Source organism: Pontibacterium sp., from assembly GCF_041587635.1.
GTDB lineage: Bacteria > Pseudomonadota > Gammaproteobacteria > Pseudomonadales > Balneatricaceae > Pontibacterium.
In genome coordinates this window covers 1-18753 of the sequence record NZ_JBFGYC010000020.1, presented here as the reverse complement: position 1 = coordinate 18753, position 18753 = coordinate 1, and the positions used below count along the sequence as shown (strand labels likewise).

16 protein-coding genes are annotated in these 18753 nt (G+C 53.4%); 8 read left to right on the top strand and 8 right to left on the bottom strand.

The window, feature by feature from the left end; translation table 11 throughout:
• The 8 genes from ABYW01_RS02470 to ABYW01_RS02435 all read right to left on the bottom strand — a co-directional run.
• Positions 1-1452 (bottom strand): diguanylate cyclase domain-containing protein (locus tag ABYW01_RS02470; RefSeq protein ID WP_372830969.1); only part of this gene is annotated, 1452 nt, incomplete at its 3' end.
• Between the two features lie 7 nt (positions 1453-1459).
• Positions 1460-3829, bottom strand: a complete 2370-nt coding sequence (locus ABYW01_RS02465; RefSeq protein WP_372830968.1) for a Lon protease family protein — start codon at positions 3827-3829, stop codon at positions 1460-1462.
• 127 nt (positions 3830-3956) lie between these two features.
• Positions 3957-4784, bottom strand: a complete 828-nt coding sequence (gene aroE, locus ABYW01_RS02460; RefSeq protein ID WP_372830967.1) for a shikimate dehydrogenase — start codon at positions 4782-4784, stop codon at positions 3957-3959.
• A gap of 1 nt (position 4785) precedes the next feature.
• Positions 4786-5700: an oxygen-dependent coproporphyrinogen oxidase gene (gene hemF / locus ABYW01_RS02455; RefSeq protein WP_372830966.1), complete on the bottom strand. Its 915-nt coding sequence runs from the start codon at positions 5698-5700 to the stop codon at positions 4786-4788.
• Between the two features lie 30 nt (positions 5701-5730).
• Complete coding sequence (locus ABYW01_RS02450) at positions 5731-6306, bottom strand: L-threonylcarbamoyladenylate synthase (protein ID WP_372830965.1); 576 nt, start codon at positions 6304-6306, stop codon at positions 5731-5733.
• Entirely contained in the window at positions 6296-6808 is a 513-nt protein-coding gene (gene purE / locus ABYW01_RS02445) for a 5-(carboxyamino)imidazole ribonucleotide mutase (protein WP_193954587.1), read from the bottom strand. Before purE ends, ABYW01_RS02450 begins: the two co-directional genes overlap by 11 nt.
• Positions 6809-6980: 172 nt before the next feature.
• A complete protein-coding gene (gene dprA / locus ABYW01_RS02440) occupies positions 6981-8096 on the bottom strand; it encodes a DNA-processing protein DprA (protein WP_372830964.1) in 1116 nt (371 codons plus the stop codon).
• 90 nt (positions 8097-8186) lie between these two features.
• Positions 8187-9218 (bottom strand): LysM peptidoglycan-binding domain-containing protein, encoded by a 1032-nt coding sequence (locus ABYW01_RS02435; protein ID WP_372830963.1) that lies wholly within the window; start codon positions 9216-9218, stop codon positions 8187-8189.
• A gap of 206 nt (positions 9219-9424) precedes the next feature.
• On the opposite strand from ABYW01_RS02435, the gene def reads away from it, so the two are divergent.
• The 8 genes from def to ABYW01_RS02395 form a co-directional block, all read left to right on the top strand.
• Positions 9425-9937 (top strand): peptide deformylase, encoded by a 513-nt coding sequence (def, locus tag ABYW01_RS02430; RefSeq protein ID WP_193954584.1) that lies wholly within the window; start codon positions 9425-9427, stop codon positions 9935-9937.
• Between the two features lie 101 nt (positions 9938-10038).
• A complete protein-coding gene (gene fmt / locus ABYW01_RS02425; RefSeq protein ID WP_372830962.1) occupies positions 10039-10986 on the top strand; it encodes a methionyl-tRNA formyltransferase in 948 nt (315 codons plus the stop codon).
• Positions 10987-12297 (top strand): 16S rRNA (cytosine(967)-C(5))-methyltransferase RsmB, encoded by a 1311-nt coding sequence (gene rsmB, locus ABYW01_RS02420; protein WP_372830961.1) that lies wholly within the window; start codon positions 10987-10989, stop codon positions 12295-12297.
• Between the two features lie 25 nt (positions 12298-12322).
• On the top strand, positions 12323-13699 hold the full coding sequence (gene trkA / locus ABYW01_RS02415; RefSeq protein WP_372830960.1) for a Trk system potassium transporter TrkA: 1377 nt from the start codon (positions 12323-12325) through the stop codon (positions 13697-13699).
• Positions 13700-13712: 13 nt separating this feature from the next.
• Positions 13713-15161 (top strand): TrkH family potassium uptake protein, encoded by a 1449-nt coding sequence (locus ABYW01_RS02410; protein WP_372830959.1) that lies wholly within the window; start codon positions 13713-13715, stop codon positions 15159-15161.
• A 323-nt stretch (positions 15162-15484) separates the two neighbouring features.
• A complete protein-coding gene (locus tag ABYW01_RS02405) occupies positions 15485-15931 on the top strand; it encodes a YtoQ family protein (RefSeq protein ID WP_193954579.1) in 447 nt (148 codons plus the stop codon).
• A 221-nt stretch (positions 15932-16152) separates the two neighbouring features.
• Positions 16153-16902 (top strand): TetR/AcrR family transcriptional regulator, encoded by a 750-nt coding sequence (locus ABYW01_RS02400; protein WP_372830958.1) that lies wholly within the window; start codon positions 16153-16155, stop codon positions 16900-16902.
• 156 nt (positions 16903-17058) lie between these two features.
• A partial coding sequence (locus ABYW01_RS02395) for an RND family transporter (protein WP_372830957.1) occupies positions 17059-18753 on the top strand: 1695 nt, incomplete at its 3' end.

The following is an 18753-nucleotide window of genomic DNA, read 5'->3' as shown; positions in this document are numbered from 1 at the left end:
TGCGGTACGCAGCTCCCGTTCGAGCACATAGCGCCGAACCACCTCTTCAGATAGTTTACTCTCGTAGAAGTGGTACTGGTTTTTCCCGTTCTCTTTAGCCCGATACATCGCCATATCGGCATTTCGGATCAGTTGATCACCGTCCTCGGCGTCTTCCGGGTACAGCGCGATACCAATGCTGGCACCGATCTCCATCCGGTTGCCGGATACGGCTTCCTGATGTTGCAGGCTGTTCAACACCTTGGTGGCGATACGTGCCAGATGATCAGGGCTATCAACCCCGTTAATCAGGACCACAAACTCATCACCACCCATGCGCGCCAACAGATCATCCGCGCGAATTTCCGCTTTCAGGCTCTGCGCCACCGACTGCAGTAACCGGTCACCCACATGATGCCCCAAACTGTCATTGACCAGCTTAAAGCCATCCAGATCGAGAAACAGCAAACCGAGCAGCTGTCCCGTCCGATTGGCATGGGCCAGCAGACGCTCCAGATTCTCCATAAACATCCGCCGGTTAGGCAATCCGGTCAGCGGATCATGCATCGCCAGATGCTCAACCTGCGCGTGAGCACGTTTCAGTGAGGTAATATCAGAGAGGATACCAATGTAACGATGTGGTTTACCTTGCGAATCCGCCAACGCTGAAATCGACAACCATTCCGGATACAGCTCACCATTTTTACGCCGGTTCCAGACCTCACCCTGCCACTGCCCACTGGCCCGTAACTGGTTCCACATACGGTCATAGAAGTCGGCATCATGACGACCCGATTTGAGGATGTCGGGGGTGTTGCCCAAGCATTCCCGCAAGCTGTAACCGGTGATATTACTGAAGGCGGGATTTACACTCACGATCAGGCCACGTTCGTCGGTGATCATGATGCCTTCCGAGGCTTTATCAAAAACAGCGGTCGCCAACTGATGATCCAACATGCGCTTTTCATTGCCGAGCGCACTGCTAAACAGTTCGGCCGCCACTTTCATCACGTCCAGCGTCATCTGAGACCAGCTGATAACCTCCCGGTCTGCAAAGACGATAAACCCTTTGCACTGCTGGCAGTCCAGTGTGAGCGGCATCAGCAATAAGGCCTGTAACGCATGAGTCTGCTGTGGAAGCAACGCGCTCAGCTGCGCTTTGCCCAGCCGGACAATTTTTCCCTCAGCCAGCAGCGCCAACCACTGTTGCGCTGAATCATTACTGAAATCAAATTCAACGTTGCCAGTATCACCCGCGCTTACATCAAACCAGATGCCACGAAACTGCGCCCGGCACAGCCCTACTGCATCCTGCTCACACACGAATAGCGAGGTGTGACTGACGGACGCCATCTGCCCCAGAGAGGCCAGTACCCGTTCGATGATCTGGTCAAAATCGTCGTACGAAAGGCAGTCCGCCGCGATGCTGGTGAGTACCTTTAGCATCTCAGAATGCCGTACTTCATGATTCATAATTGTCTCAGGCCTTTGCCTTTGCAAGCTCTCTCAAGCGCAGCACAACTTTATGGTTTACGCTGCGTTGGGTGAAACTGCCATCATCCTTGCGGCTGCCTGCTTTGCGTCCCATTAAAATCTCAAGACATTGATCAACACGTGCGACGGCATGCACATGGAAAAGTCCCTCTTCCACGGCATCAACAACCTCTTTCTTGAGCATCAAATTACGTACGTTGGCACGTGGAATTACCACACCTTGCTCTCCCGTCAGCCCACGTAGCTGGCACAGCTGGAAGAAACCTTCAATTTTCTCGTTAACGCCACCAATCGCCTGTACTTCACCGTATTGGTTGATCGAGCCGGTAATCGCAAACTGCTGTTTGATCGGGATATGGGTTAACGCAGAGATCAGCGTACAGATCTCTGCCAGAGATGCGCTGTCGCCGTCGACATACCCATATGACTGCTCCAGCGCGATACTGGCTGACATCGTCAGCGGGAAATCCTGCGCATACTGATGTCCCAGGAAACCGGACAGGATCAACACACCTTTGGAATGAATCGGCTGACCCAAGGTCACCTCACGCTCAATATCAACGATGCCACGATTGCCCGGATGGACGGTGGCGGTGATACGCGCTGGTGTACCAAAAGAGACATCGCCAACCTGCAATACGGTCAAACCATTACAGGTCCCCACCGACTCACCGGAAGTATCAATCAATACGGTTTCATTCAGAATACTGTCACGAATTTTTTCTGACAGGCGTGATGTCCGGCGCTCTTTTGCATCCAATGCCATCTCCACGTGCTTGGCATCGATCAGCTTGTCGCCCGCTTTGATCCGCTTAAAGTCCGCTTCACACAACAGATCAACCAATTCACCGATATGCGCAGAGAGCAACTCCTGATCCTGCGACAGGCGGGAGCTGTGCTCCACTAGCCGAGCCACTGCATGACGAGTCAACGAGGACAAATGTTCTTCATCCACCAGCGTTTTTATCAGGCGGGCATAATTCCGAATCGACTGGGGTGAACGGCCGACGTCTTCATCAAAATCAACGACAACGCGGAACATCTTTTCAAAGTCGTGATCCAACTCCTGCAACAGGTAGTAAATATCCCGGCTGCCAATCAATACCACTTTAACCGCCAGCGGCACCGCCTGAGGATTCAGGGTGATGGTGCTGATGCCGGTCAGTTCACTGGCCGGACTTTCGATACGGATTTCGTGGGACTTTAATGCGCGTTTCAGGGCGGAATAGACAAACGGCTGTTCCAGCAGTTTTTCCGCTTCCAGCACCAGATAACCACCGTTGGCCTGATGTAAGGCTCCGGGTCGAATCAGTTGGTAGTTAGTACTCAGCGCGCCCATATCGGAGCTGTATTCAACGCGACCAAACAGGTTCTCATAGGTCGGGTGCGATTCATGCACCACCGGAGCCCCTTTGGTTTTATCGTTATCCACCAACAGGTTAACGCCGTAGGTCTCTTCCAGATAACTGCGGCGTGATGCGTCACTGGGCGGTTCGACTTTATCGTCACCAATCAGATCCGCGCTGTTTTTGACCAGCGAGTTTTCCATCTGATCCAGATAATCACCCACCCCTGAGATATTGGTGTATTTATCTTTCAACGGCTGGATCAGCGGGGTCACGGCTGCTCGCGCCGTATCCCGGTCCAGATACTTCATCTTATCGGCAGCTTCACGGCGCCACTGGGGCAGGCCGGTCAGACAGTCATTCAGGTATTCTTCCAGCTCAGAAATCGCCCGCGTAAATGCGTCGCGCACCTCTTCCGGCAGCTGGGAAAAGGCTGCTTCGTCCATCGCCTGACCATCGGCCACGGGAGTAAAACCAATCGTCCCGGCATCACGATAGATCGCAATACTGTGTTCACGAGCACGACGATCAACGGTTTCAATCGCCTGATCATACATGCGGTTAAAACCCCGTTCGACGGTGGCTTTCTTACGTTGGTAGGCGGGGTTTTCAAAGGCAGCGGGCAGTTCGGCCAGCAGAACTTCCAGCAGGTTTTTGATGTCGCGCTTAAAGCGCTGGGCTTTACCGGCGGGTAGCTGCACAGCCAGCGGATGTCGCCGGTCTTTCAGATTATTGAGGTACACCCAGTCAGTAGGTTTACGCTCCTTTTTGGCTACAACCTTAAGGCTGTCCATGGCAAAGGAGAAACGACCTGTATGGGGGTTGCCCATCACAAACAGGTTATAACCGGGACGATGCATGCCTACGCCAAACTCCATCGCCTCAATTGCACGCTCCTGACCAAAGAATCCACTAAAGGGTTCCAGAGTTTCGGTCGTCTTAAAAGGCAGTAGCTCGGGGTCGCAGGTGCGGTAGAGTGCGTCGGGGTTCAGCTTAGTATCCAGTTCCATGTGACATCCCCACAATCAGCTAAGCAGGCCCGCCGTAACGGCAGGGGTATACATTATTTATACGCTGCAAAGCTGAAGGGTGCAAGTTGGAACTGAACACTGAAACGCCTGTTTGGCGCCTGATAAATCAAGGAGTTAGGGCGGCACGCAAGGTTGCGATCACGGGCTGAGTAGCCGGCCGGATACCACGCCAGATATAGAAGGATTCCGCCGCCTGTTCGACCAGCATACCCAGACCATCAATCGACTTTTCAGCGTTGTGATCTTGAGCCCACTGACAGAACGCAGTGACGTCTGCGCTGTACATCATATCGTAGCACCAAGCAGCCGATTTGAGCAGATCGTCGGGCAGTGGAGGCACCTCACCCTGTAAGCTGGCGGCCGTACCGTTGATCACCAGATCAAACTGCTGACCGACCAATGCATCAAAGCCACAGCCTTCCACATCACCCAAATCAGCCACCAGTTCAGCCAGTAACTCAGCTTTAGACGCGGTCCGGTTAGCAATCACCAGACGACGCGGTTTCTGCTCCAGTACCGGCTGCAATACACCACGCACGGCGCCGCCTGCGCCCAGAATCAGCACATCTGCGCCTTCGATTTTGCCGCCATTGTTCTCGACAATATCACGCACCATACCGATACCATCGGTATTCTCACCGCAAAGCTGACCTTCAGCATTGCGATAGAGCGTGTTCACCGCGCCAGCCAGCTCGGCACGCTGAGAGCGCACCTCCGCCATCTGCCAGGCTTCCTGCTTAAACGGGATGGTGATGTTCAAACCTTTTCCCGGACCTTCCATGAAGCTATTCACGGCTTCGGGAAAACCACCTTCATCCACGCAGATTGCGTCGTAGCTCAACGCATGTGCCGTTTGTTCGGCAAACGCGCTGTGAATCTGCGGAGATTTCGAATGCTTGATCGGATTACCGAACACCGCGTAACGATCGGTCATGTTAAACCTCCAACCAGTTCCGCGGTTTCAGATAGCGTTCGTACAACACCGCTTCCTCGGAGCCTTCTTCCGGCTGCCAGTCGTAACTCCAGCGCACTTCCGGTGGCAACGACATCAGAATGGATTCAGTTCGACCACCGGATTGCAGACCAAACAAGGTGCCACGGTCAAAGACCAGATTAAACTCCACATAGCGTCCGCGTCGGTGCAGCTGGAAATCACGCTGCCGCTCACCAAACTCGGAATCTTTGCGTTTTTCGATGATCGGAACAATTGCAGGCACGTACGCGTTACCAATTGACTGCATCAACGCAAAGCTATCGTCGAAACCCAGCTCATTCAGGTCATCAAAGAACAGACCACCGACACCGCGCGGTTCGTCACGGTGCTTGAGGTAGAAGTAATCATCACACCACTGCTTAAAGCGCGGATAGATCTCTTCACCAAAGGGGTCACAGGCGTCTTTTGCCGTCTGGTGCCAATGACGGCAATCATCATCGTTACCGTAATACGGTGTCAGATCGAAACCACCACCAAACCACCACACCGGATCTTCACCTTCTTTCTCTGCAATAAAGAAACGGACGTTAGCATGTGAAGTCGGTACATAAGGGTTGTGCGGATGAATCACCAGCGACACACCCATCGCCTGAAAGCTGCGACCCGCCAGTTCCGGACGGTGTGCGGTTGCAGAACCCGGCAGCTTGTCGCCAAATACGTGGGAGAAGTTCACGCCGCCTTTTTCGATCACAGTACCGTTCGCCAGCACCCGGGTACGACCACCGCCACCTGCGTCCCGATCCCAGGAATCCTCAGTAAAAAGGCCTTCACCGTCCGCCTGCTCTAGCGCCTGACAAATATTGTCCTGCAAGGACATGAGATATTCTTTAACAGCTCCGATGTCAGGTGCTGACATGGCTAACTCCTTGGAAATGTAGGATTAAAATCAGCTTCTGATCACAGCTTCGGTGATCAGATCGCGAATCTGGGTTGGCTGATCCAAATCGCCCAGAGGGCCTGGCATCACCGCATCAACCCGGTTTGCGAAATATAGGTTTACTCGCAGCAGATCCTTGGCTGGCTGAGCGCCTGCTGGATTGGCCGAAGTGGAAACGATAGGTCCACCAAAACTGTTACACAACGTCTGGACCACCGGATGCGCAGAGACGCGCACAGCAACGCTGCTGTGTTTACCTTTAACCCATTCGGGAATCAGATGATCAGGATCGGGGAGTAACCAGGTAACAGGCCCTGGCCAGGTCGCTTCAACACGCTGCCGCTGGGCAGGGTCAAGGTGACGCAAGAGAGGTTCAATCTGAGCCACAGAGGCGGCGATCAGGATCACACCTTTATGACGCGGGCGACTTTTGAGGTACAGCAAACGTTCCAGAGCTTCTTCATTAAAGGGATCACATCCCAAGCCCCAGACCGCCTCGGTAGGATAGGCGATGACGCCGCCTTGGCGCATCGCCCGAACAGACTGGTGAATATGCCACCAGTTCATCGCTGTCTTACAGCTCACCGTTCTTCAGTTTTTCCTGCAGAGCAGCATCTTTTGCGATTACTGCATCGGTGTTTGCCTGACGCTCGTCTTTCAGACGCTGAGCCAGATCAGCATCACCAACCGCCATGATCTGAGCCGCCAGGTAAGCTGCGTTTTTCGCGCCTGCTTTACCGATAGCAACGGTTGCAACTGGAATGCCACCCGGCATCTGAACAGTAGACAGCAGCGCGTCCAGACCGTCCAGAGAGGAGTTGATTGGTACACCAATCACTGGCTTAGTGGTGTTTGCAGCAACAGCACCCGCCAAATGAGCCGCCATACCTGCAGCACAGATGAAGGCAACAGCGCCACGCGCGTCAGCGTCTTTTACGTAGTCGTGAGTCTGTACCGGAGTACGGTGAGCAGAGCTCACTTTAACTTCACATTCAACGTTCAGGGATTTCAGCGTTTCAACTGCAGTTTTCATGATAGGCAGATCGGAATCAGAACCCATCAGAATGGCAATAAATGGTTTAGACATTTTGCTCTCGGCGTTCAATATTAACGGAAAACAGTGAACACTAAACGTTCAACGCCCCGCTTGCAAGCCTGCCTTATGCCAGTTTTTCATACATTCCAAACCATCTATAACCTTAGCGTGCAGCAAATCAATTCCTTACTTTTTCTAAGCATTTCAGGTCATGCGGTACTTGTTAGATACGGCAGTATCCGTCACCGCTGTTTTCAAGCACGCCTTTTAACTCTAAAGAGATCAATAATACGTTGAGATCAGCCACCGAAATGCCGGTCAGCGCCACCAACTGATCCATACTGACGTGCTCAAAGCCCAGTGCCTGCAACAGATTATTTTCCTGTGTGCTCAGCTCGGGGAGTACTGTCGGTTCAACCGCCGGGGCATCCTCCACAGCATAAGCACCCAGCATCGGTGCCAGTTGTTCGAGAATATGATCCACCGACGAGACGAGCTGGCCGCCTTCACGGATCAGCTTATGACATCCCTGACTGAGTGGGTTATTCAACGCACCGGGCAGGGCAAATACTTCACGCCCCTGCTCTAACGCCTGTCGCGCAGTGATCAGCGATCCACTGCGCGGCGCGGCCTCAACCACCAGCACGCCAGCGCTTAAGCCACTGATAATACGGTTACGACGAGGAAAGTTGTGGCCTAGAGGGCTGGTTCCGGGAGGCAGTTCACTGACCCAGGCGCCGCCAGTCTCCAGAATCTGACTGGCCAGAATACGGTGCCGGGCGGGATAGAGTACATCCGGTCCCGTGCCAAATACAGCGATGGTGGGGCAGTTCAGGTTCACTGCAGCCTGATGCGCCGCACCATCGATACCGTGCGCCATGCCAGAGGTCACGATGAAACCGGCGCGCGTCAATGCCGCCGAAAATTCAGAGGCATGTTGAACACCCGCGCGACTGGCGCTGCGGCTACCGACCATGGCGATTTGTGGCAGGTGCAACTGATCAAGCGCGCCGCGCACATAAAGCAGTGGCGGCGGATCAGCAATGGTTTTCAACAGGGCGGGGTAGTGGTCACTGTCTAGTGTCAGCAGGTGGGTATCCGGCTGTTTTAACCAGTCACGGACATTAAGCTGGATCTCTTTAAGCGGACCGCGGCCTTGCTTAAGCGCCTGTAGATTCTGGCGGGCCAGCAGGTTCAAGCCCAGCCACTGCCACTCATCTTCACTGGCTCGCACAATGCGATGTGGCGACCAGCCATTTTCGAGCAAACGCAGAAACGCCGTTGCACCCACGCGGGGCAATGCAGCCACGGCGACCCAATCCATCGGATCACTTTGCATCTTATCACTTCCTTGTATTGGTACCTTATATTGTTAAATACGCGGGTCATCCAACCCGCGCTTATTCATTTACGCGTTATCTGTCACCCGTTAAGGTTCGCGAATTTCATCGCCGACAGACACAACGTTGGAACTCATCATAATCAGGCCGTAGGAGACTTTCTCAAAGGTCTTGAACACCATCATCAAACCCGAACGTTCCGCCGGTAATTGCAGTTTCTCTTTTGTAATCGGATCGACCACCATCTCACCGGTACGATAGATCGCAAACACATGCCCCGGCTCTAACCCTTCGCGGACACCCCGATTGAGCGCGACCACATCAAACTGACCACCATCGTTTACCGCACCCAGTACCGAGAGGATCTTACCGGTGAGGGCTTCGGGAGACGGTTTAGGATAGAACACCGACTGTATCCGCTGTTCTTCTGCCGGAATCACCCGATCTAATGTACGGGTTTCCAGCACCGAACGGTTCACAGTCAGGCTGACCACATCATCATTTTCATCAACCACCGTGACGTCAGATACTTTCGTCAGTTCATAACCCAGCTCTTCCTGGGTCTCAGGGTCAACGTATTCGTTAGTCGCACGGTATACCGCCTGACGGCGCAGATCTTCCAGCAAGCTACCACGGGCATAGATACGGTCGCCGGCACCGGCAATCAGGCGCTGGTTCTTACCCGCCAACACGTACGGCGCTTTCTTGAACAAGCTCTGGTCTATAACCCGGGTCTCTTCCAGAAAGCTGAGAATATCTTTAAGCGGGATCGCAGGAATCGCCCGATCCAACGGCTGTGCCCGTGCAGTAGGGCTCAGCTTACGCATACCCCGGCGGACTTTAAGCTTCGGCTGACCATTTTCCCAGACCAGATAGATCACATCGCCCGGGTAGATCAGATGCGGGTTAGGGATCTGCACATTCATATCCCAGACTTCCGGCCAGCGCCACGGGCTTTCCAGAAAACGGGAAGAGATATCCCATAAGGTATCGCCTTTCACTACCACATATTCCTGCGGCCGATCTTCCCTAAGTTGCAGTACATCCTTTCGGGCATTGGCTTGCGCTGGCAAGCTTACCAGCAACCATACAGCGGCCAGAGCGCAGAGAAACTTTTTCATTTCTATGTCCTTTGATGTCATTCACCGAAACCCATTCGATGATATTTGGGTCAAACGGCGTAACGACAATGCATTGAGCGTCGCAATCAGTATAATATGTAGCTAATAGGTTCCCAGTCGGACAGGCATTATTTTCTGCCACGGGAAACAACCCAGATTAGATGAGTTACGGCTAATCATATCAACCGTATCAACCTGAAGAAACGATGGCAAAACTTAAGATTCTAGAATTTCCGGACCCACGTCTACGCACAGTGGCTGAACCGGTGACCGAGGTCAACGATGAGATCCGCACCATCATCGATGACATGTTCGAAACCATGTATGACGCACCGGGAATTGGCCTTGCGGCGACGCAGGTAGATATCCATCTGCGCATCGTCACTATGGATCTGTCCGAAGAGCAGGACGATCCGCTGGTGATGATCAACCCGGAATTCGAAGTACTCGACGAAGAGCCACATAAGTATCAGGAAGGCTGCCTCTCCGTACCGGGTTACTATGAAGATGTGGTACGTCCGCAGAGCATCCGCGTGACCGCACTGAACCGTGACGGTGAAGAATACAGTTTCGAAGCCAACGATCTGCTGGCGGTCTGTGTGCAGCACGAGCTGGATCATCTCAACGGTAAGCTTTTCGTAGATCATATCTCTACGCTTAAGCGTAACCGCATCCGCGGTAAGCTGGAAAAGAAACACCGTCAGGAAGCTCACGCTTAAAACCGTGACCCGACACCTCCAATAACAGGTTTGCCCGGACAGTTGCCAAGCGATATGCGTAACTGCCGTGACAAACCTGTTTTGGTTTCAGGAGTAGATTGATGTCCAAGCCTCTTCGCATTGTCTTTGCCGGTACACCTGACTTTGCCGCGTCCAGTTTGCAAGCACTGCTCAACTCAGAGCATGAAGTCATTGCCGTATACACCCAACCTGATCGTCCAGCCGGACGTGGCCGTAAACTGACCCCGAGCCCGGTTAAAAAGCTGGCACTGGAACATGATATTGCCGTTTACCAGCCGCTGAGCCTGAAAGGTGAGGTTGAGCAGGCCGAACTGGCGGCGCTCGATGCCGATATTATGGTGGTTGTCGCCTACGGCCTGTTGCTACCCAAAGCGGTACTGGATACCCCGCGTCTGGGTTGCATCAACGTACATGGCTCTCTCCTGCCACGCTGGAGGGGCGCTGCACCCATACATCGGGCGGTATTGGCCGGTGACAAACTGACCGGTATCACTATCATGCAGATGGATGTCGGGCTGGACACAGGCGACATGCTCTACAAAGTGGAAACTCCCATCAACGCGGGGGATACCAGCGGTGATCTGCACGATCAACTGGCAGAGCAGGGCGCTGAAGCACTGGTGACAACCCTGGGTCTGATCCGTGACGGCAAGGCCGAACCGGAGAAACAGGACGATTCACTGGCGAACTACGCACACAAACTGGAAAAGCAGGAAGGTGAGATCGACTGGTCCCGTTCTGCTACCGAGATTGAGCGTCAGATTCGTGGCCTGTCACCCTGGCCGGTGGCCTATTGCTCACTGGACGGTAAAACCATGCGTATCTGGGGTGCTCAAGCTTCCGACACAACCAGTACCGAAGCGCCCGGTGCTGTCGCTGAAGTCACCAAGAAGACCCTGCGTATTGCCTGCGGTGAAGGCAGCCTGCTGCTGACGAACATTCAGTTACCCGGCGGCAAACCACTCGACACGGCAGCGGTATTAAACGCCAAGCGCGATCTGTTCCCTGTCGGCAAACAGCTGGATTAAATGATGAACGTAAACGTAAGACAGCTCGCAGCGGAAACGCTTGAACCCCTTTTACGCCATCAGGGTTCATTGAATGCCGTTCTGCCCGAAGCCGCTGCTCGCTGCCCCGAACGCGACCGTGGCCTGTTACGTCAGCTGTGCTACGGCACCATGCGTGACTTTCAGCAGCTCAATATTATCGCCAACAAGCTGCTAAAACGCCCCTTCAAAGTTGCTGACTTTGATATTCGCGCCTTGCTGTTAGTGGGTATTTACCAACTTCGTAGCCTCCGTGTTCCAGCCCATGCTGCCATTAACGAAACCGTTGAAGCCGCGCACGGGCTGAAAAAATCCTGGGCCGCGAGTCTGATTAATGGCGTTCTGCGTCGCTATCAGCGTGAGACCGAAGCGATTGAAGATAAGGTCATGGAAAGCGAGCTGGGACGCCAAAATCACCCTGAGTGGTTTATTCGCAAGGTTCAGAACAACTGGCCCGATCACTGGCAAAAGATCATCGACGGCAACAACGACAGCGATGCCCCGCTCACGTTGCGTGTGAATAAGCAGCAGATCAGCCGTGAAGACTTTTTGCAGGCACTGGCGGATGAAGAGATTGATGCCACTGCGACGCCATTAAGTCCGCAGGGTGTCACGCTGGAAGAAGCCTGTGATGTCACTAGCCTGCCGGGCTATGATGACGGCTGGTTCAGCGTGCAAGATGAAGCCGCTCAGCTATCCGCTGAACTGCTGGATCTGCAACCGGGACAACGGGTGCTTGATGCCTGTGCAGCCCCTGGTGGAAAGCTGTGTCACATTCTGGAACAGGAAGCAGAGCTGTCACACGTTGATGCCGTCGAGCTGGAAAAACGTCGTACCGATCGGGTCTACGATAATCTCGCCCGTCTGAAGCTCGAAGCCAACCTGTACATTGCTGATGCCAGCAAAGACGATTGGTGGGACAAGCAAGCATACGATCGTATTCTACTGGACGCACCGTGCTCCGCTACCGGTGTCATTCGCCGTCACCCGGATATAAAATACCTGCGCAAAGGTGAGGACATTGCGGCTCTGGCCGATATACAGTTAAGTATCCTGCAGAACCTTTGGCAGATGTTAGCACCGGGCGGTAAGCTTCTTTACGCCACCTGCTCTATCTTTCCGCAGGAAAATGAACGGCTTATCAAACGATTCGTTACGCAACAGAACGATGCGGAGCATATCCCGTTAAGCGCAGAGTGGGGCGTTAGCCGACCGTACGGTCGTCAGCTTTTCGCCATACCCAACAGCCACGACGGGTTCTATTACGCTCTGCTGACCAAAGCAGTTGATTAGGGCAGTGGGTAGATAAGACCAGATCATGAAGATCATTATCCTCGGAGCAGGGCAGGTGGGCGGCACACTGGCAGAGAACCTTGCCAGTGAAGCCAATGACATCACAATTGTGGATACGGATACCGCCCGCTTGCGCGAGTTGCAGGACCGTCTCGACATCCGTACGGTCGAAGGTAAGGCGTCTTACCCCACGGTTCTGGATCAGTCTGGTGCGCAAGATGCAGACATGCTGATTGCGGTCACCAACTCCGACGAAGTGAACATGGTCGCCTGCCAACTCAGCCAGACCCTGTTTAACACCCCCACCAAGATTGCCCGTGTCCGTGAGCATGATTACCTGAAGAAGAACCACTCCATTTTTGGGCCAAAAGGCATCCCGGTGGATGTTCTGATCAGTCCAGAACAGCTGGTCACACGTCATATCAAGCGTTTGATCCAGCATCCGGGTGCGTTGCAGGTACTGGATTTTGCCGACGGCAAAGCCCAGTTGGTAGCGGTAAAGGCATACTACGGCGGCCCACTGGTGGGACGCGAGATCTCCTTCCTGCGCGCCCATATGCCATCTATCGATACCCGTGTAGCCGCGATCTTCCGTCGTGGTAGTCCGATTATCCCGAAAGGGGATACGGTCATCGAAGCCGATGATGAAGTGTTCTTCATTGCAGCAAAACGCGATATTCGCGCGGTGATGAGTGAGCTACGTCGACTTGATCGGCCTTACAAGCGCATCATGATTGCCGGCGGCGGTAACATCGGGGCCCGTCTGGCAGAAAGTATCGAAGACAGTTTTCAGGTAAAAATCATCGAGCGGGGCATGCAGCGCTGCAACCATCTGGCCCGCAACCTGAACAACACCATCGTATTGCACGGCAGTGCATCTGACCGCGATCTGTTGCTGGAAGAGAACATCGAAGATACCGATGTATTCTGCGCCCTGACCAACGATGACGAAGCCAACATCATGGCCTCGATGCTCGCCAAGCGCTTGGGCGCCCGTACTGTGATGACACTGATTAACAATCCGGCCTATGTCGATCTGGTGCAGGGCGGAGCGATTGATATTGCCATCTCGCCGCAACAAACCACCATTGGCGCATTGCTGACCCACGTGCGTCGTGGTGATGTAGCCGCCGTACACTCGTTGCGCCGTGGCGCGGCTGAGGCATTGGAAGCGGTCGCTCACGGTGATAAGCGCTCATCCAAAGTAGTGGGGCGCACCATCGAAGAGATTAATCTTCCACCGGGTACTACGATCGGTGCCATCGTGCGGGATGAGGAAGTATTGATTGCGCACGACGATGTCATGGTCGAAAACGGCGACCACGTCATTCTTTTCCTGGTCGACAAAAAACGCATGGGCGAAGTCGAACGACTCTTCCAGGTTGGCTTAGCATTCTTCTGATCAGGACATACTGATGCACTACAAGGTGATCCTCCGCATTCTTGGCATTCTGCTGATGATCTTCAGCATCACCATGCTGCCACCCATGCTGATCTCCATGCACTATGAAGACAATACGTTGATGGCGTTTGCAGCAGGCTTTGCAATCACGCTCGTCACCGGCTTCATGCTCTGGATACCGGTTCACCGGGTACGGCAAGACCTGCGAACACGCGATGGCTTCTTGGTCACCGTGCTTTTCTGGGCCGTATTGGGCCTGTTTGGTGCGTTGCCATTGATGCTGGCAGACAACCCCCATCTCTCCTTTGTTGACGCGCTGTTTGAGTCCCTGTCAGGCCTGACGACAACCGGTGCAACCGTGATGACCGGTATCGATCAGCTTCCCGAGTCGATCCTGTGGTATCGCCAGCAGCTTCAGTGGCTGGGCGGCATGGGGATTATCGTATTGGCGGTGGCCATCCTGCCGATGCTCGGTATCGGGGGAATGCAGCTCTACCGTGCAGAAACGCCGGGACCGGTCAAAGATTCCAAGCTGACCCCGCGTATTACCGAAACCGCGAAAGCCCTGTGGTACATCTATCTGTCCCTGACCGTGCTCTGCGCCCTGGGCTACTGGGCCGCAGGAATGACACTGTTTGATGCCGTTGGGCACAGCTTTTCAACCGTCGCTATCGGTGGTTTTTCCACCCATGATGCCAGTATCGGCTACTTCGATTCTGAGCTGATCGAAGGCATTGCCATCTTCTTTATGGTGATCTCGGGCATCAACTTCAGCCTGCACTTCTTTGCATGGAAACATCGTAGCCTGAAACACTATTTTTTAGACCCGGAATTCCGTTTTTACCTGACGGTACTGATGGCCATTATTGCGCTGTCGTTTGTTGCCCTGAGCGTCACAAACACCTACGAACCCGGCGACTCGCTGCGTAAATCAGCCTTTATGGTGGTCTCAATTGCGACCACAACAGGCTTTGCGACCGCTGATTTTGCCCACTGGCCGACGATGTTACCGTTCCTGCTCTTTGTTGCGGCTTTCGCCGGTGGCTGTGCCGGTTCCACTGGCGGCGGTATGAAGGTGATTCGTATCCTGCTGATCCTGAAACAAGGCTACCGTGAGATCCAGCGCCTGGTGCATCCCAATGCCGTGATTCCAGTCAAGCTGGGCAACACACCGATCTCTGATCGGGTACTGGAAGCGGTCTGGGGTTTCTTCTCGGTCTATATGATTGTGTTCGTGGTGATGCTGATTACCTTGTTGGCAACGGGTCTGGATCAGGTTACCGCTTGGTCTGCGGTAGGTGCCACGCTAAACAACCTGGGACCGGGTCTGGGTGACGTCTCCGCTCACTACGGTGATATCAACGATACGGCGAAATGGGTACTCTGTTTTGCCATGCTGCTGGGCCGCTTGGAGGTGTTTACTCTGCTGGTCCTGTTTACACCGATCTTCTGGCGCCGCTAAATAGGCGCCCGGACCTGTAGTATCCCTACCAAGGGCGTAGTCCTATGAGCATCGCTTGCGCGTAAAATACGCGTATCAAAGCCGGATATTTCAGCATTCGAGAACGGTAGTTATACCTCCTGCTCAGCCAGTGTTGACTACCACCGTGTAGATGCGATGCTTACTTTCTGTATTTGCACAGATCCTGCGTTAGACAATTTTTACTTAAATACGGCCCGCATCCGAAGGCCGACCGAACATCAACTCTCTCTGAGCCAAGCTGCTCACCCGACGTGCACTTCCGCACCCGATCGAGCCGCTCAGCCAATTTCTGGAGACATAATATGCGTTACACCCTCTACCTTTCCGGCGAGATCCACACCGACTGGCGCGACCAGATCAAACGGGCCGTTGAGATGAACGGCCTGCCAGTCGACATTCTGACTCCAAACACCGATCACGCATCCAGCGACGACTGCGGTGATGAGCTGCTGGGCGCTGAAGACAAAGCGTTCTGGAAAGATCACAAAGCTGCCAAAATTAATACCATGCGCCATATGACGGCACTGAAACGCGCCGACATTGTCGTGGTCCGTTTTGGTGATAAATACCGCCAGTGGAACGCTGCATTCGACGCAGGTATTGCCATCGCACTGGGCAAATCCCTGATCGTGGAGCACGCACCTGAATTGACCCATCCCCTGAAAGAGATCGATGCAGCGGCACATGCCGTCGCGGAGAACACCGATCAGGTGATCGAAGTACTGAAATACCTCTGTCTGGATTACTAACCAGCCACCCTGGTTCTTAAAAAGGGCAGGGCATACGGGCATACCCGCCTTACGGTCGCGTCAGCACGATGCAACAATCCGCTGAAATACGAGTCGGTCTCAGGGATTAGTACGATTGTTGCACACACCGACAGTGACTGTTGCGAATATATCTCTGCCCTTTTTATCCGAATTCATTTATTTTTGACGTAACGTCACTTAAAACTCAACAAGCCGGGTATATGAGTCCTAAACTTATTGACGATGCCACGCGGGAAGCGCGTGAAGCCGAAATTCTGCAGACCGCGTTAGATGTAATTGCCCGGGAAGGCGTCTCTGGTCTGACAATCGACAAAGTTGTTACTAAGGTGCCGTATTCAAAAGGCACCGTATACAACCACTTCAGCTGTAAAGAAGATCTGCTGACGGCACTGTGCAATAACTGCGTACGCCGCCTCGCGGATATTTTCTTCCGTGCCGCCGCGTTTGAAGGTAGTAGCCGGGAAAAGATGCTGGCGATAGGTATCGCGTACATGCTGCACTCTCAGCTTAATCCGACAGAGTTCATGCTGGTCCTGTCAGCCAAGACGCCATCTGTAACAGAAAAAAGCTCACAGAAGCGACAGGATGAACACCAGGAGTTGGAAACCAAGCTACTGGGCAAGCTGTTAGGCATTATTTCCGATGGCCTCGCACACGGTGAATTAACCCTCGCACCGCATCTTAGTCCTGCTCAAGTCTCTTTTTCCCTGTGGGCCATGAGTTTCGGCACTATTGCTCTGCTGCAGGAGAATCTGGAACGTTGTGGCGTGCGTCAGGAGATGAGCTTGGAACGCGAGCTGATCAATCACAGTAATCTGGTACTGGATGGCCTCAACTGGACGCCATACACACTGGATCATGACTGGCATGAATCCGTACAGCGGATGAAAGACACGGTATTTGCTCCAGAGGTAGCCAAGATTCAGGCACTTGTTGACGCTGCGAGCTAATCGATTTGTACGACGGAAAACGGTGGAAACACCGTTTTTTTAATAATGTTTAATGACGTTTCGTCATTAAAAACACATAAATTTAAAACCTAAGTTGCCATCAGAGCATCTAACCCAACAACTCCTCAATGGAATCGGGGAACTGGAGAAGGAAAAATGAGAGACCGACTTTTCCGTTTTGTACTGAATCATCCTATATGGGTCATTCTGTTCACGATTGTGCTGGTTTTTGGTGCTGCCTCAGGCGCTAAAAATCTCGTATTCAAAAGTGATTACCGAGTGTTCTTCAGTGATGAGAACCCTCAGCTTACGGCTTTCGAGTCGATGCAAAGGATCTACAGTAAAAGTGATAACGTCGCTTTTATTATTTCCCCGCCGGAAGGCAAGGTATTCACCCCACGTACACTGGGTGCACTTCAGGAACTGACCACCGAAGCCTGGCAGGTTCCCTATTCCACACGCGTTGACTCCATTACTAACTTCCAGCACACCTGGTCGGAAGAGGACGATATGATCGTGGAGGATCTGGTACTGGATTCCACCACGCTGACCGATGCGGACATGCCTCGCCTGCAGGAGATTGCGCTGAACGAGCCGATGCTGCTCAACAAGCTGATCTCGCCGCAAGCTCACGTCACCGTGCTCAACGTCACCGTCCAACTGCCGGGCAAAAACCCGGTTGTCGAAGTGCCTCAAGTGGTTGCGAAAGCACGGGATATGCGCGCCCAGTTCCTTGAGAAGTACCCCGATATGGAAGTGCGTTTGTCCGGTATGGTAATGATGAACAATACCTTCGCCGAGTCTTCACTGAATGATAACGCCACGCTGGTGCCTATCATGTTTGGTGTGGTGCTGCTGGGTATGATCTTCCTGCTGCGTACCTTCAGCGGTACATTTGCCACCGTGATCGTCATCATGTTCTCCATTGCCGGCACCATGGGTCTGGCAGGCTGGACGGGGTTCTTCCTCACCGGTCCATCGGCGAGTACACCGATCATGGTCCTGACATTGGCGGTCGCCGACTGTGTGCATATTCTGACGACCATGTTTTATGAAATGCGTCAGGGAGTAGAGAAGAAGAAGGCCATTCAGGACAGCCTGAAGATCAACTTCCAGCCTATCTTCCTGACCAGTGTGACCACTGCCGTCGGTTTCCTCAGCCTCAACTTCTCCGACTCTCCACCGTTCCGCGATCTGGGTAACATGGTCGCAATGGGTGTGATGCTGGCGTTCGTATTCTCCGTCACAATCTTCCCGGCGATGCTGAGACTGTTGCCGATTAAAGTGGCACCGATCAGCGATGAAGACCGTAACGACCTGATGCACAAGCTGGGTAAAGTTGTCATCAGCAAGCGTAAAGTGCTGCTGCCAGGTATGGCTGTTGTCATGGCAAGTTTGGTTCTGTTTACCCCGCAGAACGAACTGAACGATGACTTTGTGAAGTACTTTGATACCAGCGTTCCATTCCGTCAGGCAACCGACTACATGCAGGACAACCTGTCCGGTATGACCACGATGGAGATCTCGATCGAGAGCGGGGAAGCGAGTGGCATTAACAAACCAGAGTTCTTAAAAGCGGTCGGCGATCTCACCGATTGGCTGCGAGCTCAGCCGGAAACTGACCACGTTAACTCCATTACCGATACGATTAAACGCCTCAACAAAAACATGCACAGCGATGACGACAGCTACTACAAGCTGCCACAAGAGCGTGAGCTGTCGGCTCAGTACCTGCTGCTCTATGAGATGTCAGTGCCGTACGGTCTGGACCTGAACAACCAGTTGAACGTAGACAAATCGTCCACCCGTTTGATCGGTACGTTTAAGAACATGACCAGTACTGAGCAGATC